The sequence below is a fragment of the Streptomyces sp. NBC_00989 genome (assembly GCF_045162655.1).
Classification (GTDB): domain Bacteria; phylum Actinomycetota; class Actinomycetes; order Streptomycetales; family Streptomycetaceae; genus Streptomyces.
Genome location: NZ_CP108728.1, coordinates 6087684 through 6111780 on the forward strand (window position 1 = coordinate 6087684; position 24097 = coordinate 6111780).

19 protein-coding genes and 1 tRNA gene are annotated in these 24097 nt (G+C 70.6%); 10 read left to right on the plus strand and 10 right to left on the minus strand.

The annotated features are described in order from the left end of the window. Positions 1-207: 207 nt before the first annotated feature. From OG714_RS26960 to OG714_RS26975, 4 genes are all read left to right on the plus strand, one after another. Positions 208-2421 carry a DEAD/DEAH box helicase gene (locus OG714_RS26960; protein ID WP_406124730.1) on the plus strand — a complete coding sequence of 738 codons (2214 nt, stop codon included), beginning with the start codon at positions 208-210 and terminating at the stop codon, positions 2419-2421. Between the two features lie 182 nt (positions 2422-2603). Next, the gene (locus tag OG714_RS26965; RefSeq protein WP_406124732.1) at positions 2604-5672 is read left to right on the plus strand and encodes an FG-GAP repeat domain-containing protein; all 3069 of its coding nucleotides are present in this window, start codon (positions 2604-2606) and stop codon (positions 5670-5672) included. A gap of 93 nt (positions 5673-5765) precedes the next feature. Further along, positions 5766-7325, plus strand: coding sequence for an amino acid permease (locus OG714_RS26970; protein ID WP_406124734.1), 1560 nt, complete (start codon positions 5766-5768; stop codon positions 7323-7325). A gap of 131 nt (positions 7326-7456) precedes the next feature. Beyond that, positions 7457-7529 (plus strand) — tRNA-Lys (locus OG714_RS26975). 374 nt (positions 7530-7903) lie between these two features. Here the strand turns inward: OG714_RS26975 and OG714_RS26980 are convergent. From OG714_RS26980 to OG714_RS27005, 6 genes are all read right to left on the minus strand, one after another. Then, a complete protein-coding gene (locus tag OG714_RS26980) occupies positions 7904-9835 on the minus strand; it encodes a protease pro-enzyme activation domain-containing protein (RefSeq protein ID WP_406124736.1) in 1932 nt (643 codons plus the stop codon). 105 nt (positions 9836-9940) lie between these two features. Next, positions 9941-11134 (minus strand): M23 family metallopeptidase, encoded by a 1194-nt coding sequence (locus tag OG714_RS26985; RefSeq protein ID WP_406124738.1) that lies wholly within the window; start codon positions 11132-11134, stop codon positions 9941-9943. Continuing rightward, a complete protein-coding gene (locus OG714_RS26990) occupies positions 11122-11490 on the minus strand; it encodes a thiol-disulfide oxidoreductase DCC family protein (RefSeq protein WP_406124739.1) in 369 nt (122 codons plus the stop codon). Before OG714_RS26990 ends, OG714_RS26985 begins: the two co-directional genes overlap by 13 nt. Beyond that, positions 11483-12571, minus strand: coding sequence for a hypothetical protein (locus OG714_RS26995; protein ID WP_406124741.1), 1089 nt, complete (start codon positions 12569-12571; stop codon positions 11483-11485). Before OG714_RS26995 ends, OG714_RS26990 begins: the two co-directional genes overlap by 8 nt. After that, positions 12568-13218 (minus strand): DUF5819 family protein, encoded by a 651-nt coding sequence (locus OG714_RS27000; protein WP_406124742.1) that lies wholly within the window; start codon positions 13216-13218, stop codon positions 12568-12570. The genes OG714_RS26995 and OG714_RS27000 overlap by 4 nt, the downstream gene beginning before the upstream one ends. Positions 13219-13466: 248 nt before the next feature. Beyond that, complete coding sequence (locus tag OG714_RS27005) at positions 13467-13859, minus strand: hypothetical protein (RefSeq protein ID WP_406124744.1); 393 nt, start codon at positions 13857-13859, stop codon at positions 13467-13469. Positions 13860-14146: 287 nt separating this feature from the next. On the opposite strand from OG714_RS27005, the gene OG714_RS27010 reads away from it, so the two are divergent. After that, on the plus strand, positions 14147-14815 hold the full coding sequence (locus OG714_RS27010; RefSeq protein ID WP_384295857.1) for a response regulator: 669 nt from the start codon (positions 14147-14149) through the stop codon (positions 14813-14815). Beyond that, on the plus strand, positions 14812-15930 hold the full coding sequence (locus tag OG714_RS27015; protein WP_406124746.1) for a sensor histidine kinase: 1119 nt from the start codon (positions 14812-14814) through the stop codon (positions 15928-15930). The genes OG714_RS27010 and OG714_RS27015 overlap by 4 nt, the downstream gene beginning before the upstream one ends. A gap of 500 nt (positions 15931-16430) precedes the next feature. Here the strand turns inward: OG714_RS27015 and OG714_RS27020 are convergent, their stop codons facing one another. After that, a complete protein-coding gene (locus OG714_RS27020; protein ID WP_406124748.1) occupies positions 16431-17321 on the minus strand; it encodes an alpha/beta fold hydrolase in 891 nt (296 codons plus the stop codon). 57 nt (positions 17322-17378) lie between these two features. Between OG714_RS27020 and OG714_RS27025 the strand changes: the two genes are divergently transcribed. The 4 genes from OG714_RS27025 to OG714_RS27040 all read left to right on the plus strand — a co-directional run bounded on the left by OG714_RS27025 (position 17379) and on the right by OG714_RS27040 (position 21316). Then, on the plus strand, positions 17379-17987 hold the full coding sequence (locus OG714_RS27025) for a TetR/AcrR family transcriptional regulator (RefSeq protein ID WP_406124750.1): 609 nt from the start codon (positions 17379-17381) through the stop codon (positions 17985-17987). Between the two features lie 298 nt (positions 17988-18285). Then, positions 18286-19179 carry a CPBP family intramembrane glutamic endopeptidase gene (locus tag OG714_RS27030; protein WP_406124752.1) on the plus strand — a complete coding sequence of 298 codons (894 nt, stop codon included), beginning with the start codon at positions 18286-18288 and terminating at the stop codon, positions 19177-19179. A 48-nt stretch (positions 19180-19227) separates the two neighbouring features. Next, positions 19228-20619, plus strand: coding sequence for a sensor histidine kinase (locus OG714_RS27035; RefSeq protein WP_406124753.1), 1392 nt, complete (start codon positions 19228-19230; stop codon positions 20617-20619). A 4-nt stretch (positions 20620-20623) separates the two neighbouring features. Beyond that, positions 20624-21316, plus strand: coding sequence for a response regulator (locus tag OG714_RS27040; RefSeq protein WP_406124755.1), 693 nt, complete (start codon positions 20624-20626; stop codon positions 21314-21316). A 146-nt stretch (positions 21317-21462) separates the two neighbouring features. On the opposite strand, the gene OG714_RS27045 is transcribed toward OG714_RS27040, so the two are convergent. The 3 genes from OG714_RS27045 to OG714_RS27055 are packed head-to-tail and all read right to left on the minus strand — an operon-like array spanning position 21463 to position 24094. After that, positions 21463-22173: an aspartate/glutamate racemase family protein gene (locus OG714_RS27045; RefSeq protein WP_406124757.1), complete on the minus strand. Its 711-nt coding sequence runs from the start codon at positions 22171-22173 to the stop codon at positions 21463-21465. Further along, positions 22170-23195: an ornithine cyclodeaminase family protein gene (locus OG714_RS27050; protein WP_406124758.1), complete on the minus strand. Its 1026-nt coding sequence runs from the start codon at positions 23193-23195 to the stop codon at positions 22170-22172. The genes OG714_RS27045 and OG714_RS27050 overlap by 4 nt, the downstream gene beginning before the upstream one ends. Next, positions 23192-24094 carry an ABC transporter substrate-binding protein gene (locus tag OG714_RS27055; RefSeq protein ID WP_406124759.1) on the minus strand — a complete coding sequence of 301 codons (903 nt, stop codon included), beginning with the start codon at positions 24092-24094 and terminating at the stop codon, positions 23192-23194. Before OG714_RS27055 ends, OG714_RS27050 begins: the two co-directional genes overlap by 4 nt. Positions 24095-24097 lie beyond the last annotated feature (3 nt).

The window sequence follows — 24097 nt, forward strand, 5'->3', positions numbered from 1 at the left end:
ACACGTCAATTCGGGCCGGTTTGCATTGGGGGGTGGTGGGTGCGTAAGGTGGTAGATCGTTTGATCCCATTGCCCGGCGCCACTGTAGAGCGCGCCGTGTGGCGCGTACTCTCCCTTGCCGTGGCGGACCGCATTGAGGCGGTCGATAGCGAATCACGGAGTTGACGGGCGCGTGCCGACGGATACTCCGGAAGGTTTCGCATTCGCATGTCCATTTCCAGTACTGATCACATCGTCATGCCCGAGAACGAGAACGAGGGCGACGAGACGGCCGTAGAGGCCACCACCGAAGCGGCCCCCGAGGTCACCTTCGCGTCCCTCGGTCTCCCCGAGGGCATCGTGCGCAAGCTCGCGCAGAACGGTGTGACAGCCCCCTTCCCGATCCAGGCGGCGACCATCCCGGACGCCCTGGCCGGCAAGGACATCCTCGGCCGTGGCCGCACCGGCTCCGGCAAGACCCTCTCGTTCGGTCTGCCGCTGCTCGCGACGCTGTCCGGCGGCCGCACCGAGAAGAAGCGCCCGCGCGGCATCATCCTCACCCCGACCCGCGAGCTCGCGATGCAGGTGGCGGACGCCCTCCAGCCCTACGGCGACGTCCTCGGCCTGAAGATGAAGGTCGTCTGCGGCGGCACGTCGATGGGCAACCAGATCTACGCCCTGGAGCGCGGCGTCGACGTCCTCGTCGCCACCCCGGGCCGCCTGCGCGACATCATCAACCGCGGCGCCTGCTCCCTCGAGGACGTGCGGATCGCCGTACTCGACGAGGCCGACCAGATGTCCGACCTGGGCTTCCTGCCCGAGGTCACCGAGCTGCTCGACCAGATCCCGGCCGGCGGCCAGCGCATGCTGTTCTCGGCGACCATGGAGAACGAGATCTCCACGCTGGTCAAGCGCTACCTCAAGGACCAGGTCACGCACGAGGTCGACAGCGCGCAGGGCAACGTCACGACGATGTCCCACCACATCCTCATCGTGAAGCCCAAGGACAAGGCGCCGGTCACCGCCGCGATCGCCTCCCGCAAGGGCCGCACGATCATCTTCGTCCGCACCCAGCTGGGCGCCGACCGCATCGCCGAGCAGCTGCGCGAGTCCGGTGTGAAGGCCGACGCGCTGCACGGCGGCATGACGCAGGGCGCCCGCACGCGGACGCTGGCGGACTTCAAGGAGGGCTACGTCAACGCGCTCGTCGCGACCGACGTGGCCGCCCGCGGTATCCACGTCGACGGCATCGACATGGTCCTGAACGTGGACCCGGCCGGCGACCACAAGGACTACCTGCACCGCGCGGGCCGCACGGCGCGTGCCGGTCGTACGGGCACCGTCGTCTCGCTCTCGCTGCCGCACCAGCGCCGCCAGATCTTCCGGCTGATGGAGGACGCGGGCGTCGACGCCGGGCGTCACATCATCAACACCGGTACGGCCTTCGAGCCCGAGGTCGCCGAGATCACCGGCGCCCGTTCGATGACCGAGGTCCAGGCCCAGTCCGCGGGCGACGCCGCTCAGCAGGCCGAGCGTGAGGTGACCCAGCTCACCAAGGAGCTGGAGCGCGCCACGCGCCGTGCCGCCGAGCTCCGCGAGGAGTCCGACCGCCTGATCGCCCGTGCCGCGCGCGAGCGTGGCGAGGACCCGGAGACCGCGGTCGCCGAGGCCGCCGCCGTGGTCGAGGCCGCGGCCGCCGAGCAGTCGGCCGTCGCCGAGGCGCCGGTGCGCGAGGAGTCCTCTTCCTACGACCGTCCGCGCCAGCAGCGTGACGACCGCGGCAACTACGAGCGCCGTGACCGTCGCGACGACCGTGGTGGCCGTTCCTTCGAACGTCGTGACGAGCGTCCCTCGGGTGGTTTCCGTCGTGACGACCGTGGCGGCAACGACCGTGGCGGCGACCGTGGTGGCCGTTCTTTCGACCGGCGTGACGAGCGTCCGTCCGGTGGCTTCCGTCGTGACGACCGCGGTGGCAACGACCGTGGCGGCGACCGTGGTGGCCGTTCTTTCGAGCGTCGTGACGAGCGTCCCTCGGGTGGTTTCCGTCGTGACGACCGCGGTGGCAACGACCGCGGTGGCGACCGTGGCGGCTTCCGCCGCGACGACCGTCCCTCGGGCGGCTTCAACAGCGACCGCCGTGACGGCGACCGTGGTGGCCGTTCTTTCGACCGGCGTGACGAGCGTCCGTCCGGTGGCTTCCGCCGCGACGACCGCGGTGGCAGCGACCGTCCGGCCTCGGGCGGCTTCCGTCGCGACGACCGTCCCGCGACCGGTCACCGGGGCAGCGACCGCCCGTTCAACCGTGACCGCCAGGGCGACCGCCCCGGCTTCCGCGCCGGCGGCCACGACCGTCCGGGCCACCGCGGCACGACCGGCACGGGCACCGGCACCGGTTCCTTCGGCCGCCGCGACGACAAGCCCCGCTGGAAGCGCAACGGCTGACGTCAAGTGACGTAGCAGAGCAGTGAGATGGCCCCCGCCCGGGTTCGGGCGGGGGCCATTTTTGCGTGCCCTTGGCTGTGTGTTGACTGTATGATCAGCCGACTTCTGTGGGGGATGTGACGGCTGGGGGCCGGGGGCGGCGAGAACGCCATGCATCCCTCTCTTCTTCGGGGGAGGACTCCTTGGCTCGTCGTGTCTTCACAGGCATCGCTGTCTCTACCGTGCTCGCGGCCGGACTCGGCCCGCTGCTGCCGGCGCCCGCGTTGGCGGTGGGGGCCGCGCAGGAGACGGTCGTACCGGCCGCCCTGCGTGGTACGTACACGTCGGCCACGCTCCTCTCGCCCTCGACCCACGGCGGCCACGACGGTGCCGGGGCGCAGGGTGCCTTCCACCGGATGGAGGGCAGCTCCGCGCTGCTGTGGACGCGCTACTCGGACGGCCGGTCGGTACCCGTGCCGGTGCGGACCGGGGTGAGCGCGCGGGCCACCGGCACCGACGTCCTCGCGTACCAGTACGCCGACGGCCGGGTCGAGTTCTGGGACGCGACCGACGGCACGACCCGGAGTGTCCAGGTCCCGGCGGACCTCGGTGTCCTCACCGCCTTCGACAACCTGGCCGTCGGCTACCGCAACGTCACCGCCGAGGACGGCACCCGCGGCCGGATCATGCGGCTGCTCACCCCGGGCCCCGACGGAACCACCCGCGAGGTGACCGTCGCGGGCGGACCCGCGGGCCTGCAACTCGGCGCGGCGGCCGGCGCGGACGCCACGAGCCTGTTCTTCCGCGCCGCGGTGGACGGCCGGTCGGTGCTGGCCTCGGTGGACCGGGAGACCGGGCAGGTGCAGGGCGTGAGCGGCACGCTGCCCGTCGGCTACACCGGTGTGGCTCTCTCGCACGACCACGTGGTCGTCTTCGCCTACGACAAGGCCAAGGTGCTGGTCCTGTCGCGCGCCGACCTGTCGGCGACCCCTGCCGAGGTCGTGCTGGAGGGTGTCGGCGACGGGCTGAACGCCACGCACGACCTGACCGTCGTAGGGGACTGGCTGGTCAACGGTGTCGGCACGGTGAGGGCCCAGCCGATCGCGGGCGGCGACTCCGTGACCCTCATGTCGAACTCGTCGTCCGGGCTCGCGGTCGGCCGGGACGGCACCGCCGTGAAGATCGGCCGCACCACGAACGACGACTGGGGCATCCAGCGCATCCACCCCGGCCCCGACGGCACCCCCGTGGTCACCCAGCTCCGCGCCCTGCCGAAGCCGCCGGTGCCCATCCAGGGCCTGGCTCTGGAGCAGGGGCGGCTGCTCGTCGCCGACGGGAGCCGGGTCGGTTACCGCGACGACTACGTACGGACCGTCGCCGTGACCGGCACCCCCGAGTTCGGCGCGCGCTCGTCCTTCGACGGCACCGACCTGAACCTCGGCACCTGCCCGGTGACGGAGCTGGGCTGCTCCCAGCTGTACGGCACGGCGGACGGCCGCGCCGCCTGGGTGACGAAGGACACGGCGACCAGCGACCGTATCCGCGTCAACGGGCCCACCCCGTACACCTTCTGGGAGCGCAACGTTCCCGCGGGCGGCCGGATCACCGACGTCTCCGGCCAGTACCTGATCCACACCACGGCGACCACGCAGACCGTCTACCGGATCGGCAACGACGGCAACCCGGCCCTGACCCGCACCCCCGGCGCCGCCGCCCTCTCCGGCGACACCCTGTGGACGCCGGGCACCGCCCCCGGCACGCTCACGGCGTACGACCTCACCGCCAGGAAGACCACCGAGACCCTCACCACCGACGCGGGCTGCGCGCCCACCGAACTGCGGGCCAACGGCCGTTGGCTGTACTGGAGTTGCGCCGACGGCACGGCGGGCGTCTACGACCGTACGGCACAGAAGTCCGTCCAAGTCCCGTCCGGTGAGGCGGAGTTGGGTGACGGATTCGTCGTCACGCACGACAGACAGGCCGGGCAGCTGGTCCTCACCACGTTCGCCGACGGCACGCCCGTGAGCCGGGTCATCGGCGCGCTGCCCGACACCGGGATCTCCCAGCGCGAGGTGCGCTGGACGGTCGACGAGTCGACCGGGAACGTGGCCTACGTCGACGACCAGGAGCGCGTGCACCTCGTGCCGACCGGCGTGACCCAGCAGCCGCTGCGGCTGCTCGCCCCGGTCGCGTCGGCCGCCACGCTCGACGCGCGGGAGATCGACACGACACCGTCCACCCTCACCACCCTGCTGCTGTCGAAGCCGGCCGCGGGCTGGCGGCTGACCGTGCGCAGCCGGGCCACCGGCAAGGTCGTGGACACGCAGACCGGCGGTGAGACGCGCGGCGAGGTGAAGGTGGGCTGGTCCGGGACGAACGCCGCGCGGGCGTTCCTGACGAACGGGCCGTACGACTGGACGCTGTCCGTCCCGCCGGCCGACGGGGTCGGCGCCCCGGTGACGGCGAGCGGCACGGTCCAGCTGTCCGACGCCGCGCCCGCCCGCCACGACCACATCGGCGGCGACTCCTTCGGCGACCTGGTCACCCTCACCTCCTCGGGCACGCTGGGCTTCCGGCAGGGCTCGGGCAAGGGCACGTTCTCCGTGTCGGTCGGCAGCAGCACCGGCTGGTCGGCGGCCGACAGGGTGGTGCCGGTCGGCGACCTGAGCGGGGACCGCTGCAACGACCTCCTGGTCCGGCTGAAGACCGGGGCGCTGCGCGCGTACAAGCCGGGCTGCGGTGGGGAGTTGAAGCCGTCGACGGCGTACACGTCCCTCGGGACGAGCGGCTGGAACCAGTACGACGTACTGACCGCGCCCGGTGACATCAGCGGCGACGGCCGCCCGGACCTGATCGCCCGCAACACGTCCACCGGGGACGTCTACCTCTACAAGGGCACGAGCGCGGGCAAGCTGTCCGCCCGCGTGAAGCTGTACGCCAACTGGAAGACGTACAAGAAGGTCGTCGGCGTAGGTGACATCAACGGCGACGGCATCGGCGACCTGCTGGCCCAGGACAAGTCGAACACCGTGTACCGCTACTACGGCACCGGCCACGGCACGTTCGGGGCCCGGGCGAAGCTGTTCACCGCGTGGGGCGGGTCGTACAACGCGGTCGTCGGCGTCGGGGACATCACCGGGGACGGGAAGGCGGACCTGGTCGAGCGGGACTCGGCGGGAGTGCTGTACCGCAACAGCGGTGATGGGAAGGGGTCGTTCGGGGCGCGGGTGAAGATCTCGGGCGGGTGGAGCGGGTACAAGGGCATCTTCTGATGTGACTCCGAGGGCGTTTTTTGGCCACATCGAGTCCTTATCGATTCCTTAAGTGGCGCATGTCACGCCCCTGGCGAGGGAATCGCTGGGGGCATGACAGATGACGCCATAGCGAGTGGGCTGTCAAAGGGAGATCCCCCCGGTCTCTCCGACGAGGAACTCCTTGCCCAGCTCGGCTATACGCAGGTTCTCGCCCGCCGCATGTCGGCGTTCTCCAACTACGCGGTCTCCTTCACGATCATCTCGGTCCTCTCGGGCTGCCTGACGCTGTACCTGTTCGGCATGAACACGGGCGGCCCGGCCGTGATCACCTGGGGCTGGGTGGCCGTAGGCCTGATGACACTGTTCGTCGGCCTGTCGATGGCCGAGATCTGCTCGGCCTACCCGACATCGGCGGGCCTGTACTTCTGGGCCCACCGCCTGGCGCCCCCGCGCACGGCGGCGGCCTGGGCGTGGTTCACCGGCTGGTTCAACGTCCTCGGCCAGGTCGCGGTGACCGCGGGCATCGACTTCGGGGCGGCGTCGTTCCTCGGCGCGTACCTGAACCTCCAGTTCGACTTCGAGGTGACGCCGGGCCGCACGGTGCTCCTGTTCGCGGCGATCCTGATCCTCCACGGCCTGCTGAACACCTTCGGCGTGAAGATCGTCGCCCTCCTCAACAACGTGAGCGTGTGGTGGCACGTGGTGGGGGTCGGCGTGATCGTGGGCGCGCTGACCTTCGTCCCCGACCACCACCAGTCGACGACGTTCGTCTTCACGAAGTTCGTGAACAACACGGGCTGGGGCAGCGGCGTTTACGTAGTCCTGCTGGGCCTCCTGATGGCGCAGTACACCTTCACCGGCTACGACGCCTCCGCCCACATGACGGAGGAGACCCACGACGCGTCCACGGCCGGCCCCAAGGGCATCGTCCGCTCCATCTGGACGTCGTGGATAGCCGGCTTCGTCCTGCTCCTGGGCTTCACGTACGCGATCCAGTCCTACGACAAGGAACTGGGCTCGCCGACGGGCGCACCCCCGGCCCAGATCCTCCTGGACGCCCTGGGAGCGACGGCGGGCAAGCTCCTGCTGCTGGTGGTGATCGGCGCGCAGCTCTTCTGCGGCATGGCGTCGGTGACGGCCAACAGCCGCATGATCTACGCCTTCTCGCGCGACGGCGCGCTCCCGTTCTCCCGCGTCTGGCACACGGTGAGCCCGCGCACGCGGACACCGGTGGCGGCGGTGTGGCTGGCGGCGGGCGGGGCGCTGGTGCTGGGCCTGCCGTACCTGATCAATGTGACGGCGTACGCGGCGGTCACGTCCATCGCCGTGATCGGCCTCTACATCGCGTACGTCATCCCGACCCTGCTGCGGCTGGGCAAGGGGGACGACTTCCAGCGCGGGCCGTGGCATCTGGGCCGGTGGTCGCGGCTGATCGGGACGGTGTCGGTGGTGTGGGTGATCGTGATCACCGTGCTGTTCATGCTGCCCCAGGTCTCACCGGTCACGTGGGAGTCCTTCAACTACGCGCCGGTGGCGGTGCTGGTGGTGCTGGGCTTCGCGGCGGCCTGGTGGTTCGCCTCGGCCCGGGAGTGGTTCCTGAACCCGGAACATGCGCGGACGAAGGCGCGGGAGGCGGCGCGGTCCGGGGCGCCCGAACCGGTAGATCCGTAACACTCCGGATCAGTCGGTCCCTTGTCCCGGCCCTGTCCGCACCCTGTTTTGCCGTCCGGCGCGGCCGTGTCCCCGATACCCGATCGGAGACACGGCCACCTCCCGCTATGCTCGGGGAGGCAACATCGCGGGGACCCTTAGCTCAATTGGCAGAGCAGTGGACTTTTAATCCATTGGTTGTGGGTTCGAGTCCCACAGGGTCTACCGGTGGTGGGCGGGGGTTATGGCCTCTGACCTGCGAAGGAGCGCCTCGACCAGCTTTGTTCGGTCGGGGCGCTCCGAGGTTCAAGGGTTTGTGCGTGAGCGACTGTGCCGGGTGACCGACGGGTGGTCCGTCGTCTTCACGGCCACCGGGTCGGTCGGTTCCGCTCAGGAAGGCGCTGCCCAGCGGGGGCTGCTTGAGGCTGAGAGCCTGGTGGGCGAGAGCGTGCATCGTCCAGGTGGCGTGACCGTACAGGTTGGCTTCGCGGCCGAGCCGGTAGCCAACCTGGTAGTAGCTTTCCGCGCACGCCAGACGGCCCACACGGAGCACCGAGCCATCGGGCCCCTGGGCCGTCGGTCGGCCACGAACCCACCCGTCAGCCGCTGTGGCGGCGGAACCGTCCGAGGTACGACGGGGCGGGCGAACCCAGGCCGGAGGACAAGTCGTAGCCCTTGGTCGCTCTGAGGCCGTAGTCGTGGCCGAGGGTATAGAGGAGGTATCGGTAGGTTCCGGCGTCCGGGCCCATGTCGCGGATGACGGCGGTGGGCCGGGTCGGGTCCTGGATGTCGTGGAAGGCTCCGGTGCTGCGCATCGCGTAGAGCAGCGGGTTGGCGAAACCCAGGGTGTGGCCGGAGAGTTGCTCGGCGTCCGCCTGGAGGGCGGCGAAGGCCGGGGCGGAAGCCGAGGTGCCGCCGTAGCCGACCGTTTCGAACCGGCCGGACAGGGTGTAGCCGATCGCCACCGGGATCGCGCCGTCGCCCTCCATCGAGATGTCCGGTGTGGTGCGGTGGCCGTGCGCGAGGGACCGGGGGACCGTACCGCGTTGGTACCAGGGCTGTTCGAAGTCGCTGGGGCCGCCTCCGCCGCCGAACGTGAACAGGCCGGGCAGGGGCTCCCATCCCGTGCTGTCGGGCGTCTGGATCGACAGGTTGTCGCCCATGCTGGTTTCCCAGGAGTATCCGCCGTCCTTGGTGGTGGCCAGAGTGGTGCCGCCGACGGAGGTCACCCAGGGCGAGCCGCTCGGGAAGTCGGCCTGTGCCTGGGTGGTGTTCGGGTCGCAGTTGAGGCCGCCGGGGGTGGCGTCGGGTGACTGGTTGCCGCAGTCGCCGGCGGCGAAGTACGTTCCGATGCCCTCGGCCGCGGCCTGCCGGAACAGTGTGTTCCACGCGTCGAGGAGGGCGGGTGTCAGGTGCGGGGCGCTGGTGTGGATGACCTCCGCCCACGAGTTGGAGATGATGTCGGCCGCGTGGTGGTCGATGACGTACGACTCGGCGTCCATGAGGTCCGTGTCCAGGCAGGAGTTGGCGCCGACGTAGAGAACGCCGGCGTCGGGCGCGTACCCGTGGGCCATCTCCACGTCGAGGGCCTGCTCGCCGGCCCAACTGGTGGGTGGGGCGCAGGCTTTGGTGATGTTCCAGTCGGACGGGTCGACCCGTTCGCGGTACTGGCCCGGCCGAAAGGCGCGGTCGCCGGTGGCCGTGGCGTAGGTGTTCGCGTCCTGTTCGGCGGTGGGGCTGCCGTACGCGCCCACGATGGCGATGGTGCGGCCCCGTCCGGTGGCGCCCGAGGCGGTCACACCGTAGGCGCGGCGCAGCAGGGGCGGGGTGTAGGGGCAGGGGGCGAAGGTCTGTGTCCTCCCGAATGCCGGGGGGAGTGCGGTGGCCGGCCGCTCGCCGAAGTACGCGGAGCATTCCGCTCTGTCGGTGTCGGCGTGATGCTCGACCTGGCCCAAGGGGCGGGCGGCTGCGGGGAGGTCGAAGGAGAGGCCGTCGACGGACTTCGCGTCCTGGGCCAGCGAGGCGGGGACGCGGATGTCGTCGGCCGGAGCCTGGACGGTGCCCGTCGAGGTGTCGTAGCGGTGGATGGTGGTGCTCAGCGCCTGTGCGAAGTGGGCTTCGGAGCCGGTGAGTTGGAGATAGTGCGGAGTGTCCTCGGTGATACGCAGACGCGCGTCGGTGAGCCACTGCGTGATCCGGGTTCGGGTGCCGGGGGCGACGCCGAAGCGTCGCTCGTACTGCGTCGGCGTGAGGTAGTGGCGGTACTGGGGGCTGGTCGGTGTGGTGACGGCCGTGAGGAAGGCGTCGAGGCCGTTCGGGTCGCGGGTGCCCAGGTAGAGGTGGGCGGTGAGGGTCGTGGCCGCGGGGATCCGGCCGGCGTCCCGCGCTGCGGTGAGGTGGTCGGGGTGACTGCCGGCGACGGTCACCGGGCCGGGCGGCGCGGCGGCGCCGGCTGTGGGGGCGAAGGCGCCGAGGAGCGCGGTGAGGGCCGTCGTCACGGTGAGGGCGAGGCGTGTTCGGGCAAAGGGCATGGGTGTGCCTGCGGGCTTCCTTCGAGTGGTGGAAAAGGGCATGCCGGGCCATGGCGTGTGCCGTCCCGAGGTGTTTCGGGCGCGCGGCGTGTGGGGCGCGGTGAGTCAGGCGCGGATTGTCCGCCCGCGGTACAGGCGCTCGGGGAGGTCGGTGAACTCCAGGTCCAGGCCGAGGCCATCGCGTTCGGCATGGATGTGCAGGTGGGGTTCGGTGGTGTTGCCGGTGTTGCCGACCTCGCCGAGGAGCTGTCCCGCGTGGACCGTGTCGCCCTTCGCCACGGTCACCGAACCGGGGCGCAGGTGCGCGAGTTTGACGATCTCGCGGCCGGTGTCGATGAACACGTGGTTGCCGTACGGCGGTTGGTAGCGGATCTCACCGGGTTTCTGGTCCTGGACCGTGTCGGCGGCGGAGGTCACGCGGCCGTCGCAGGGGGAGTGGACGGGGCTGCCGTAGGCGGCGTACGCGCCCAGGTCACGGCCTCGTCGGGTGCGGGTGCCGAGGGTGCCGAGGGCGACCATGTCGAGGGCGCCGCGCTGTTCCGGTACCTGGGCGTGGTGGTTGAGCACGCGGCCGCCGCCCTGGACGATGTACCAGGTGCCCGCCAGTGGGAACCGCAGTGGCCGTGACAGAGACGTCCGCCAGCGATGGCGGCGCGCGGCGGTGACCAGCCACAGGGATCCCGCGAGGAGCGCGAGTCCGGCGGCGAGGCGCAACGCACCGTGGCCGTATGGCAGTTCGGGGAGCCGCCACGCGGAGGCCAGCGCGGCGACGGCACCGGCCTCGACCGTACGGCGCAGCAGGCGGGGCTGTTGCGCGGGTGCGCCGCAGCCTTCGACGATCACGTAGAAGGCCGCGAGGGTGGCCATGTCGCCGAGCCAGGAGGCGCGGTCGGCGGCGGTCCAGACGGTCAGGACGTTCCAGACGGTGACCAGCGTCAGATACGCCGCCCACGTCACCGGCGCGGGCAGGCGCAGGCGGCGCCGAGGCGGCGTGTAGCGGGCGCCTTCGATTCGCAGGGCGCCGAGTTCGCCGCCCGGCGCGACCTGGGCCCAGGCGCGTACCTTGCCCCGGCTGCCGGACACGATCAGTCCATCGGGGCTGTCCGTCACCGTGCCCGGTTCCCCGATGCGGGTGAGAGTGGCGCGGACGATCCGCTGAAGAGTGTCCGCGCCGACCTCTTCCGTCACCTTCGGCGCGAGGCGGGGCCAGTCGTCCGGATCCGCCGTGAGGAAACGCCACAGGGCGCGGGCCTCGGCCGGCTGCGGAGCACTCTGCGACTCCGGCGTCAGATCGTGCATGTGCGCTCCCACGGGCGGGGGATCCGGTGCCGGTTGCGGGCGATCGACCGGTAGGTGGCCTCGGCCGTATGCCGTACGCCGGGCAGGGCCGGCGTACGGCCCACCGTGCGGGCCGCCGGGCCGCCCGTCGCGAACCACGCGGCGAACGCCCTTGCTCCACCGTGGAGTTCGCCGTCCCGTACGAGCCGCATGCGGTCGCGTGCCTGTCGCTCGGTCAGCCCGTACGAGGCCAGGTCCGCGCTCCGGTACGGCAGCAGCCGTCCGGCCAGGCGCAGCCGGGGAGCCCGCGCGAGGCACGTCACGGTGACGCGGCGGAAGCCGCAGCTGCCGTCGAAGAGGACGAGCGGCTCAGACATGATCGTGGACTCCCTTCCGGAGAGGCGAACCGGAGGCCCCCGCGACGGAGCCGGTGAGCGGGGGTACTTGCCGGCTTCGCGTTCCGGGTGGCCGGCGGGTGGCCAGTCGTGCGTGTCCGGCCCGCGCACGGCGCCACATGGACCGGTAGTCATCGTCCCTGAGGCAGACGCAGTCCGCGCCGATCATCAGCAGCCCGAAGCAGACGAGGCCCATGAAGGCCGCGATGCCCAGGTGCATTCCTTCCAGGGCAAGGGTGTTGGTCTTGCGCAGCCAGGCCCGGGAGGACAACAGGGCGATCGGGAAGGCCAGTTCCATGAGGACCGTCGCGTACGAGACGGCCGTGCCCAGGTAGGCATTGCCCATGAGGTGGGCGAAGGTGGCCGACATGTGGAATTCGGTCTCGCGGCTGATGTAGTACATCGCGACTCCGTCCTGCCAGACCTTGCCGAAAATCTTCCAGTAGCCGGCCGCGAAGTACAGGACGGCGGTCTGGAAGACGATGAGGAACGCGGCGAGGTTGTGCAGCACGGTGGAGACGGTCGGAGGCCGGTCGGCGGCGAGCAGCCTCTCGCGTCGTTTCTTGGCGCCGGGGGCGAAGTACGCGTCGGAGACGGTGAAGATCAGGAAGATTACGAGGATCTGCGCGAGGTTGTCGCCGCCTTCCAGAAGGTCCTGGTTCCTGTAGTGCAGTGACCACATCATCACCGCCTGCACCAGGGTGAGCACCCGGCCGCCGAAGATCATGAATGCCGCCGAGGTCAGGATCGTCGTATGGAAGAGGAATTCGAACCACGCCGGTGAGTCGCTCAGCAGGTACAGCGAGAAGCCCGCGTGCGGGATCTGCGCCGACGCCGTCGAGGGACTGTCGTACGCGTGGGGGCCCCACAGGAACTGCCGGTTCGAGTAGTCCGCGAGGCAGTAGAGGACGGTCGCGAACCCGATGACCAGCCGCATCAGGGAGAGGCCGATGAGCCGCCGTTCGTGACAGGCGAGCCGTAGCGCGAAGCTGTCCAGCCGGGCGAGTAGGAATCCGCCGAGGGCGTTGCACGCCCGCCTTGCGGTGAGTGGGCGCCGGATCATTGAGCCACCCCGGGGACGTAGGCCATCCATGAGGTGCGGAGCAGTCCCTTGGCCTGCTCGGCGGGGCGCGGATGTTCGTACCGCTCCGAGAACGGGATCATCGGCCGCGTCTTGAAGGTCGCCTGTACGGCGAGGATCCGGGCTCCCGGGTACAGCGAGTGGGCCCGGGCCGAGAAGAAGCGCTGCATCTCGCGGAAGTCGGCCTGGTACCGCTTGTCCAACTCCGCCTGGGCGGACTTCTGTTGGGCTGCGGGAAGCTTCCTGATCCGGGTGGCGGCGCTCGCGTAGTGGCTGCTCGTCTGGTCGAAGGCCAGCATGATGCCGGGCAGTTTCGTCGGGTTGATCCGGAAGCCGCGAGGGGCCCTGTCGATCGCCTCTTCGACCTCGACCGGGGCTGTCTCGACCACCTTGCCCCGGTACTGGATTCTGGCCTGCAGATACACCAGGTTGTTGCTGGTTCCGGGCGTCGGGCCGAAGAGCTGCCAGTCCTGCCAGAAGTACGGCTCCAGCACCTTGCGGGCGGTCGCCGCCAGACGCACGGAGGCCGGGGACTGCGGGGCGTTGTAGACGAGGCAGGCCGCGGTGAAGGCGAGGACGGGCAGGATCCCGAGGACGACACAGAGCCGGACTCGTACAGGAACAGGCACCCGTGCGGCGGCAGAGCGGGTTCCTGGGTCGGGCTCGTCCGCGCCCGTGTGGTCAGGAGTCGGTACGACGGGTGACGGGCCAGGAGCCGACATGTCCGGGGCCGACGCTTCAAAGGCTTTCGTGTGCGGTGCCATCCGAGAATGCATCCCCCATGCGAGTTGGTCGGGGGCCGCCCGACGCGTCTGGCGCGGCGCGTCGGGCGGCCGTGGCCGGAGTCAGTGCCGGCCGTTCGCTTCCCGCTCGGAGTTCAGCTCGCGTCGAACTGCGCGTCGCCGGGGATCATTCCGTGCAGCGAAGCAGGGCTTGTCACCGGCCCACCGCTGGACGAGGAGGACGACTCGGACGACGAAGAGGAGTCGCTGGACACCGACTTGAGCTTGGTCGTGACCTTCACCGCCGACTCCACGGCCTTCGCACCGACGGCTCCGGTCACGCCGGCGACCACGTCGTTGGCGATGGCGTGCAGGAACTGCGGGTTGGCGCCGCCGTCGAGGACGGTCGCGCGCTGTACCGAGTCACTGGCCGCGGCCTTCTGCCGGGGCAGGGACGACGCGGACGCGGACGACGCCATCAGACCGCTCGACGCGGCGGCGACGACCCCCACGAACACGGAGCCCGCTATGAACTTCTTGCCTCTCACAAGCCTTCCCTTCTCAAATGGGCGGGTGGAGCAGGGCAGTTCACATCGACGATGCTCAACTGTTGAAGGCCGCACGTCTCTGTACGGCACGCATGCAGGCATCATGGTTCCCGTGGGGCACACCTGTTCCCATCCCCCGGTGTGGCCCGCTTTCACGGCTCCGCTCCCCCGGTCGGGGGAGAACGCACCGCGCGTATCATCTGGTCACCAACAGCCCTTGAGTCGCACGGACCGCCCGATTGACCACCGGGTGTGCGAGGAGAGTCACTGGCAGCCATGGGGGAGTCATGACCAGCGTGCTGATTGTTGACGATGAGTCATTGGTGCGGTCCGCGATACGCGCCATGATCCAAAGTCCCGAATACGCCGATCTGCGGGTGGTGGGCGACTGTTCCGGGCGGGAAGCGGTTCGGTCCGCCCGGGAGAGCGGAGCGGACGTCGTACTGCTCGACCTGCGGATGCCCGATGTGGACGGCATCACAGTGCTCCGCGGCATCAGGCGGTTGGCCGAACCGCCGGCCGTCGTCATGATGACGCGGTTCGCAACCGACTCGGACGTGCTGAGGGCATTCGGCGAAGGCGCCATCGGGTACCTCCTCAAGGACGCGACTGCCTCCGAACTGGCCACCTCCGTAAGGGAGGCGGCCGCGGGTTTCGGTGCCGTGTCCCGTCTCGTCGCGCCGACGGTCATCGACGGCTACCGCCGGTTCGCGTCCGGCTCGATGCGGGACGCCGAGGCACGGAACCGCGCCGCGCGGTTCACGCAACGCGAACGCGAAGTCCTCGAACTCCTGGGCAGCGGGCTCACCAACCGTGAAATCGCCGACTGTCTGGTCCTGAGCCCGGAGACCGTCAAGTCGCATGTCAGCGCGGTGCTCGCCAAGCTCGGCACCAAGAACCGAGTCCGGGCGGCGCTTGCCGCCGAACGGCTCGGGCTGCTCGACAAGTCGGCGTGACTGGCACCGGACACGGCAGGGGTATCGGCGAGCGGGCCATCGATGCCGGTGTGCTTGTCCTTGCGGGGGTCGACCTGCTGCAGTGGCGCGCGCACGCACCGGGGTGGCATCCCCACCAACTGGGCGTCTCCGTCGTCGCCGTACTCGCGCTGCTGCTGCGCGGCCGCTACCCGCTGGCGGTCCTGGCGCTGACCTTGCTCGGTATGGCGGACGGCGACATCGTGCTCGCTCCGATCATCGCCCTCTTCCACGTCGGGCAGCGCTACTCCCTGCGGATCGGTGTCGCCTGCGCCGCGGCCGTCACGGCCGTCGGCGTCTCGGCGTGCCTGCTGCCCGGGCGAGCGGCCCCGGACACGCTCCGGGGCTGGGTGATCCTCGTCGTCCACGCCGCCGCGATCTCGGCCGCGCCCACGGCGATCGGACTCCAGTACCGCACCCGCAAGAAACTCGCGGGCAGCTACATCGCGCTGAGGCGCAGCCGGTCCGAGGAACTGCGTCTGGTCGGCCGTCTCGCCTCCGTCGAGGAGCGGTCCGCCCTGGCCCGCGCCCTGCACGATTCGGTCGGTCATGCGGCGAGCCTCATCGCCTTGCGGGCGGAGGCTCTCGGCTCACGCACGCGTGACAGTGACGCCGCCGCCGACGCCGCCGCCATCCACGCGCTCAGCCGTAGGGCACTGGAGGAGATGCGGGCCGTCACCACGATGCTGCGTACCCAGGACGGTGATCCACAGGTGGGCGACTTGCGCGAGATACCACAACTCCTCGCTCGCGCCGGCCTGACCGACAGGGCCCGCATCGCTGTCGAGGCGCCAGATCACTGGCCGGGCGACGTCCAGAACGCCGCCTACCGCGTGGTGCAGGAGGCCCTGACGAACGCGGCACGACATGCGCCGGACGCGCGGATCGAGGTCACGGTCACCTCCTCGCCGGTGGAAGGTTCCCGGGAGCGACTGCTCGTGGAAGTACGCAACCACCCCACTCGTGTCGCGGTGCCATCGATGTCGGGTGGTGGGAATGGTCTTGCGGGCTTGGCTGAACAAGTAACCCAAGTCAACGGCGAGTTCACATATGGAAAGACTGAGGATGGTGGCTTCCACGTACGGGCAGTGTTCTGAACGGCAGTGGCGGTGGGAGAGGACGCTCAGTTGGTACTCGTCGCGAGCCCAGGTCTCAGAACGGTGGCCGCTCATGCCGACGCCGATATCAGCATCGGCGAGAGCTTCCAGGTTGTGAACCGAAAAGCTGTTGCTCAGCGGCCCGCCATGCGTGAGCCATGCGTGAGCGGATGACGTGGCACAGGCCGTCACGGCGCGGACTGAGCACGGGCCGTATCTGCCCCGACCAGGTGGTTCCGGACACCGAAGAGGTGTCCGGAACCACCCAGCAGGATCCCGCCAGGACTTTTAATCCATTGGTTGTGGGTTCGAGTCCCACAGGGTCTACGAGGTCGTTCCTCTCCGGAGGGCCTCGACCGGCAGTTCTACGGTGCCCCGGTCGTCTTCGGACGGCCGGGGCACCGCTGTGTCCGGTCCCATGCGCGAGCGGTCGTGCCGGCGGAGCTCTTGCCCGGCTCCCCTGGTGACGACGGTTTCGGTGGAGGGCTGCTGAGGCGTCGTCAGCGGAGGAAGTCCTCCAGGATCTCGACGAACCGCGTCGGCTGCTCCTCGGCCGGGTAATGGCCGCAGTCGTCGAGGACGACCCCCGTGACGTCGTCGGCCGCCAGCCGCATCGTCTGTTCGGCACTCGCGCCGCTCCACAGCGCGCCGCCGACGGCGAGCACCGGCAGCGTCAGCCGGGTCCTGCCGCGCCGCTCGTTCTGCGCGATCGTCTCGTCCAGCGCCCGGTAGTACGCGAAGCTCGCCCGCAGCGCGCGAGGATCCGCGGTGATCGCGTCGACGTAGACGTCGACGGCGTACTCGGGGATCGCGGTCGGCGTGGCGGCCTTGGTGGCGAACTGCCAGCCGAAGAAGAGCCGTTCCCGTCCCCGGACCAGTTCCTCGTTGAGGTCGGTGAGCCGGTTGAAGCCGAACTGCCAGAGCTTCAGGTTGGCCGCGGCCGGGCCGAAGAACGGCGGGGACGGCGTGAGACCGGGGATCACCGCTTCGACGATGGAGAGCCGGCCCACCCGCTCGGGGTGATCGGCGGCGAGGGCGTATCCGGTCCACGTACCGATGTCGTGGCCGACCACGTCGAACCGGTCGTGCCCGAGCGCGGCCATCAGCGCGACCAGATCGGCGGCGAGCGTGCCGGCGTCGTACCCGTCGTCGGGCTTGTCGGAGAGCCCGGCCCCGCGCGAGTCGACGGCGACGACGGTGTGACTGCGGGCGAGTGCGGGCATCACCTCCCGCCAGGCGTACCAGGTCTGGGGCCACCCGCCGATCAGCAGCAGCGCCGGGCCGTCCCCGCCGGTGACCGCGTGCAGCCGCAGTCCGTTCACCTCCACGAGCCGGCTGGTGAAGAGGTCGGGGAATCCGTCAGGCAGCCGCAGCGAACTCAGGGTTGTCATGCCGGCGACCCTACCCATCTTTGAACGATCAGTACAAGATGTGTAGGGTGACGGACCATGGCAGGCCGCAAGCAGTTCGACGTGGACGAGGCGCTACGACGTGCGATGCACGTCTTCTGGCGCTGGGGTTATTCGGAGGCCTCGATCGATCGCCTCACCGAGGGCACGGGCCTGGGGCGGGGCTCGCTCTACGGCACCTTCGGCGACAAGAGCGCCCTCTTCCGGAAAAGCCTCCAACGGTACGCGCAGACCTACCACCCGCAGTACGAGCAGGCACTGTCCGGCCCGCACCCGAGCCCGAGTGCCGTTGTGGCCGCCTACCTACAGGTCGCCCTGAATCGCATCGCCGACCCGGCGGTCCCGGACGGCTGCCTGCTCACGGTGTCGGCAACGCAGCTCCCGGCGCTCGACGCGGAGGGCCGGGAGACGGTCCGCGCCATGATCGACGGTCTGCGGGCGATGCTGGAACAGGCGTTGCGGGCGGCGGGGGCCGGTGAGCGGGAGGCGGCGGAGCTGGCGTTGTGCACGCTGGCGACGAACAAGTCCCTGGCGGTGCTGAGCCGCGCCGGTTTCTCGGGCGAGGACCTGGCGACCGTCGCGGCGGCCGCCGCCAAGAATGCCAAGGCTGCGGCGGATCGACCGGCCGAACCGTCTGGGCCGCGATAGGCGGGAACGACTCCGTCGCCAATGGATCTCGTCAATGGATCTCGTCAACGGAGCTCGCCAATGGATCTGCGGAGACCTTGGGGCAGCCGGCGGTTCGGCGGGAAGTGACTCGGCTCAGCCCCCAGGCGATGGGGGCGAAGGGTGCGAAGCCGAGCGAACCGGCCGGCAGGCGCGGCGCATCCCCCGTGAGAGCTACACGGACCGTCCCTGCGCGGGTGATTCGCGGATTCCGGCGGATTTCTAGCGTGGTCGTCAGGTCGGTCGCCGTCGGAGTGGCCGTCGCCGCAGGGAGGTCACGATGAGCACGCCGTCCGCCGCACACGACGACGCAGGGTCCCGCCCGGACGAGGACGAGGACGGTGGCGGCCGGGGTGGCCGCGGTGGCCGTTTCCGCCGGATCGTCCGCGCTCCGCTCGGCTGGATGCTGACGGGCATCGTGGGTGTCGGCCTGGTCTCGGGGCTGACCGCGACCGGCCCCGGTCCGGTGCCGGTGCTGGGCGCGATCGCGGCGGTCGCCGTGTACTGGGTGGTGATGCGCCGGGTCGCGGGACGCTCCACCCCGGAGATCGCCCGGCAGGGGGCCGGCCGGGAGGCGCTGTACGGCGGTGCGGTCGGCCTGGGCTTCGTCCTGGTCTCCGCCCTCCTGATCACGGTGTTCGGGGGCTACTCGTTCTCCTGGGCGGGCAACGGCTTCTTCTCCGTCGTCTGGTCCGCGGCGATGGTGCAGGCCGGCGCCGCGGTCACCGAGGAGCTGATGTTCCGCGGGTTCGCCCTCCAGGCTCTGGAGCAGCGGTGGGGCAGCCGGGCCGCCATCGTGATCACCGGGCTGTTCTTCGGCGTCGCCCACCTGGGTGCTCCGGGAGCCGGCGTGTGGAGCGCGCTCGCCATCGCCCTGGAGGCCGGTGTGATGCTCGGCGTCGCGTTCCTGTGGCGGCGTAACATCTGGTTCGTCGCGGGCCTGCACTTCACCTGGAACACCGCCGAGCAGCTGCTCGGCATCCCGGTCTCCGGACACACTCCCACGGGCCTGTTCACGGTCGACACCCACGGCTCAACTCTGCTCAGCGGCGGCACCTTTGGTCTGGAGGCATCGATCGTGCCCGTCCTCATCGGTGTGCTGCTCACCGTCCGGATGTTCGTCCTCGCCCGCCGGAGCGGCGGTCTGCGGCCCCGGCGTCTCGTCCAGCGCTGAGCCAGGCCGTCTCACGTGACACCGGCTGATCGGAGGAAGAGGCAAGCGATGTTCCATCAGGGCCTTTTGTGGACACCGTGGTTGCGGGTACCGCTCAATCGGTGGAAGGAGCAGGACGCCTTCCTCAAAGACGGTGTCCTCGCCCTGGTACTCACCCTGCTGGCCTTCGTGCCGACCCTGTCGGCCATCGGGGCGCAGATCGGCGATCTGCCCGAGCGGCCGGCGAACGCGCTGGGCCTCGGGCTGATCCTGGCCCAGACCCTGCCGTTGGCGGCCCGCCGCCGCTGGCCCGCGGGCTGCCTGGCTGTCGTAGCCGCCGCGTTCGCCGTGCACCAGGCGCTGGGTTACGCGACGACGTTCGGCAGCATGGGGCTGTATCTGGCGCTCTACTCGGCCGGAGCCCACCAGGTCCGCTTCCGCCGGGGTCTGGCGGCCGTGGCGAGTGCGGGGTATGTGGTGCTGGCCGTCGTCCTGCACCGGCTCGGCTCCCCGCAGGACACGACGGACTATCTCGCCTTCTATCTGGTGCTGGCCGCGGTCCGGCTGGTGGGGAGCGGTGTGCGCACACGGCGCGGCGAAGAGGCGGAACGGCGGCGGCTGGCCGCCGAGTTGGCCACCGCCGCCGAGCGGGCGCGGATCGCCCGGGAGCTGCACGACGTGGTCACCCACCATGTGACGGCCATGGTGGTGCAGGCGGACGCGGCACAGTTCCTGATCACGTCCGCGCCGGAACGGGCCACTACGGGAATGGCCTCCATCAGCGACACCGGCCGCCGCGCCCTGACGGAACTGCGGTACCTGCTCGGGGTGTTGGAGGCGACCGGCGAGTCCAGGATTGCCGGATCCACGACCGACGGGTCCAGGATTGCCGGGTCCATGACCGGTGGGTCCGCGATCGACGGGTCCGCGACCGACGACCCCGCCCATGAGGGTTCCTCGCACGGGAGCCGGGGACCCACACTCGGCCGGCTGGGAGACCTCGTCGAGCAGGCCCGCAGGTCGGGTCAGCCGGTGGAGTTCAGCGAGCGGGGCGAGCGGCAACCCCGGAGCGTGGACGTGGAGTTGGCCGCGTACCGGGTGGTACAGGAAGCGCTCACCAACGCGATGAAGTACGCGACCGGGCAGCCGACACGGGTCCTGGTCCGGCACGGCGAGGAGCGCGTCGAGATCGGGGTGACCACCGACGGCCCCGTCCCTGTCCCTGCCCCCGTCTCCGTCCCCGTCACCACCCCGGCGGCCGTGCCGGCCACCCGCGAGCCGGGCCCCGAGGGCGGCCGAGGGCTGGCCGGACTGCGTGCCCGAGTGCGGATGCTCGATGGCGAACTGGAGGCCGGACCCCGGCCCGGGGGCGGGTTCGAGGTCCGTGCCACGATTCCGTCCGAGCCCGAGCACCAGCCCGAGCACCAGCCCAAGCCCCAGCCCGAGTCCGTTCAGGAGTGACCCCGTGAGCGACGCGTCGCCACCGATCCGTGTGCTCGTCTGCGACGACCAGGAGCTGGTGCGGACCGGCTACGTCACCATCTTCTCGGCCCAGCCCGACCTGGAGGTCGTCGGCGAGGCGGAGAACGGGCACGCGGCGGTGGAAGCCGCACGGCGGCTGCGGCCCGACGTGGTCGTGATGGACATCCGGATGCCGCTGCTCGACGGCATCCAGGCGACCCGGCAACTGGCCGGCCCCGGCGCCGGGCAACCGCCGAAGGTGCTGGTCGTCACCACGTTCAACGTCGACGCCCATGTCTACGACGCGCTGCGCGCCGGAGCCAGCGGGTTCCTCCTCAAGGACGCGCCACCCGCGGAACTGGTGAACGGCATCCGGACCGTCGCCCGGGGCGAGGCCCTGCTGGCGCCCGCCGTCACCCGGCACCTCATCGGCCACTACGCCGAGCACCTGCGCCCGGCCGAGTCCTCCCGGCCGGCCAGAGAGGACGTCGTACGGGCGCTGACGCCCCGCGAACTTGAGGTGCTCCGGCAGATGGCCGAGGGGCTGTCGAACGCGGAGATAGCGGCGGAGCTGTACATCACCCCCGAGACGGTCAAGACCTATGTCTCGCGGATCCTGGTCAAACTCGCCCTGCGCGACCGGGTCCAGGCGGTCGTCCTCGCCTACCGGGTCGGACTGGCGTCCGGCACACCGTGAACCGCGGGGGCGGGCCGGCACCCCACCCGCACCCGCGAACCCCTTCCGCGTGAGCGGACGATGCGGCAGGAGCCGTTGATCCATTGGTTGTGGGTTCGAGTCCCGCAGGGTCTGCCGCACGGGCGCCGTTTCGGTCTCGGGGCCTCCTACCTGAGCGTGCGGAGTTTGGGCAGCGGAGCCGCGTACGTCCCGCTCTTGCTGGTCGTGAGGCGGCGGTGGGCCAGTGACTCGACGAGGGCGACCGCGCAGCTGACGCCGTCCACGACGGGGATGCCGAGCCGGTCGGTCATGCGGGTGTCCAGTCCCGTCATGCCGGCGCAGCCGAGGCAGATGACCTCGGCACCGGCGGCCATCGCCTGGCGGGACGCGTCGATGAACGCCTGCTCCGTGGTGGCCGGGTCGAGTTCGAGGTCGAGTACGCCCAGGCCGGTGGCGAAGACTCCGGCGCAGCGGTCGAGGAGTCCGGCGGTGCGCAGGCTGTCCTCGATCTGGCCCGCGGCCCGGGCGAGTGTGGTGACTACGGCGAAGCGACGGCCCAGGACCAGGGCGTAGAGGGCTGCGGCCTCTGTGATGTCGACGACGGGGACGTCGAGGAGTTCGCGTGCTCCCTCGCGGCCGTGTTCGCCGAAGCCCGCCATGACCACTCCGTCGACCGGCTGGTCCAGGTTCTGGAGCAGGTCCAGGACCGAAGCCGCGCTGAGGAAACTGTCGAACCATCCCTCGGCGGAGGCGACGCCCCAGCTGGGGGTGAGGGGCAGGATGCGGGTGCCGGGCAGGGCGACCGCGCGGGCGCCGGCGGCGATCGTCTCGGTCATGGTGGTGCTGGTGTTGCAGTTGACCACGGCGATCACGGTCATCGTGCCGCCCCCGCCCCCGCTGTGACGCGTAGGCCCGAAGTACCGTACGCCGTGCGGGTGTTGATGCCGATTCCGGCGGTGCGGGCACGGCCCACGGCCAAGGCCGCGTAGGCGAGGTCCTGGAGGGCTATGCCTACCGAGTTGAACAGCGTGACCTCCTGCGGATCTGTGCGGCCCGGGGCCGATCCGGTCAGGACCGCGCCGAGTTCGCGGCTGAAGGTCTCGGCCGTCGTGGCGCCTTCCGCGATCGAGAGGACGGCTTCTCCGGACTTGAGGAGTTGCGTGGGGGTGCTGTCCACGACGACGGTCGCGCGGGCCATGCCCGTCGCGTCGATCTCGCGGTGGTCGGGGCGTGGCGGGGCGCCGACCGCGTTGATGTGCTGGCCGGGACGGAACCACTCCCCGTGGACTACGGGGAGCCGGGCGGGGGTGAGCGTGCAGACGATGTCCGCCGCCTCGACCACGCGCCGCGGATCGGGTGCCTCGACGACCTCGACGAGGTCGCCCACCGCGTGGCGGAAGGCGCGCACGGTGGCGGGGGAACGGGACCAGACGTGCACGGTGCCGAGGGCGCGTACCTCCCGCAGCGCGTGCACGTGCTCGATCGCCAGCCGTCCCGCGCCGACCAGGCCCAGTACGCGGGAGTCGGGGCGGGCGAGTGCGTCGGTGGCCACCGCGCTCGCCGCCGCCGTACGCGTCCGGGTGCCGACCTCGCCGTCCAGCACGGCGAGGCACTCTCCCGTGCGCGCGTCCAGGAGCAGGACCGTGGAGCGCTGGGTGGGCAGACCGGCCGCGCGGTTGTCGGGGGCGTCCGACATGACCTTGACTGCCGACAGACCCAGTCGGTGGGAGGTCGCGGTCATCGGCAGGAACTGGGTGGTGCCGGTTCCGGGGAAGGCCACGGGGGCGGGCTGTTCGGCCCGGCCCTCGGCGAGATCGGTGAGTGCGGTGCGTACGGCCGCGATGACCTCGGCGCGGCTGACCAGCCCGGTGAGGTCGGCGGAGCCGAGCAGCAGCGTCATCGGTAGTCCGCCATGAAGCTGTCGTCGGCGAGAGAGGCGTAGGAAGGCGCGGAGCGCACCAGGCCGCCCTCCGCCAGGATGCGCATCCACCGGTCGCTGGCCGTCTCGTCGATCGCCACGGTGTCCCATACGGCGCTGGCCGCCATCTGGCGCTGTGCCTCGCGCAGGATGCCCTGGTCCTTCTCGGGCCAGCGGCGCTTGAGGATGTCGTCGACTGCGTGCGGGTCGACGGTCGGCAGCAGTCGCATCGCGGTGTCGATGCCGGCGGTGAACCGGCTTATGCGGTCGCGGAGTTCGGCCACGCGCTCGGTGCGGCAGTAGTAGACGCTGTTGGGCATGATGCCGCCGTCGTCGAGGTGCCGGAAGACGATGCGGGCGGTGCCCGACGCCTCCAGTTCGGTGGCGGTGACCAGGTCGGCGATGATGGCGTCGCCGAGTCCGGCCGTGAACAGCTCCACGAGCATCGCCGTGGAAAGGTCGCGGACGAAGCGGATGCCGGCCGGGTCCACGCCCGCCTCGCGCAGCAGCCCGGCGGTGAACTCGTAGGGGGCGCTGCCGCCGGCGCCGGGGGCCAGGACGACCTTGCCGAGCAGGTCCTCCAGGGCGAAGTCACCGCTGCTGCCCTCCCGGACCGCGATGGCCATGGGGAACTGGTGGTTGAGCTGGCACACGACGCTCAGTTCGCGGTCGCTGCCGGCGTACATGGCCGGCACCCACAGGCCGCCGAGGGCGATGTCGGCGTGGCCGGTTTCGAGGTCGTCGAGGACACCGGTCCACGGGTCGCGGGCGACGGCGGTGACCTCAAGTCCCGCGTCGTGGAAGAGGCCTTCCTGGTCGGCGAGGTATTCGGGCAGGTAGTTCAGGCCGTTGGCGGTGGCGGAGATCGTGAGCTTGTCCATGTT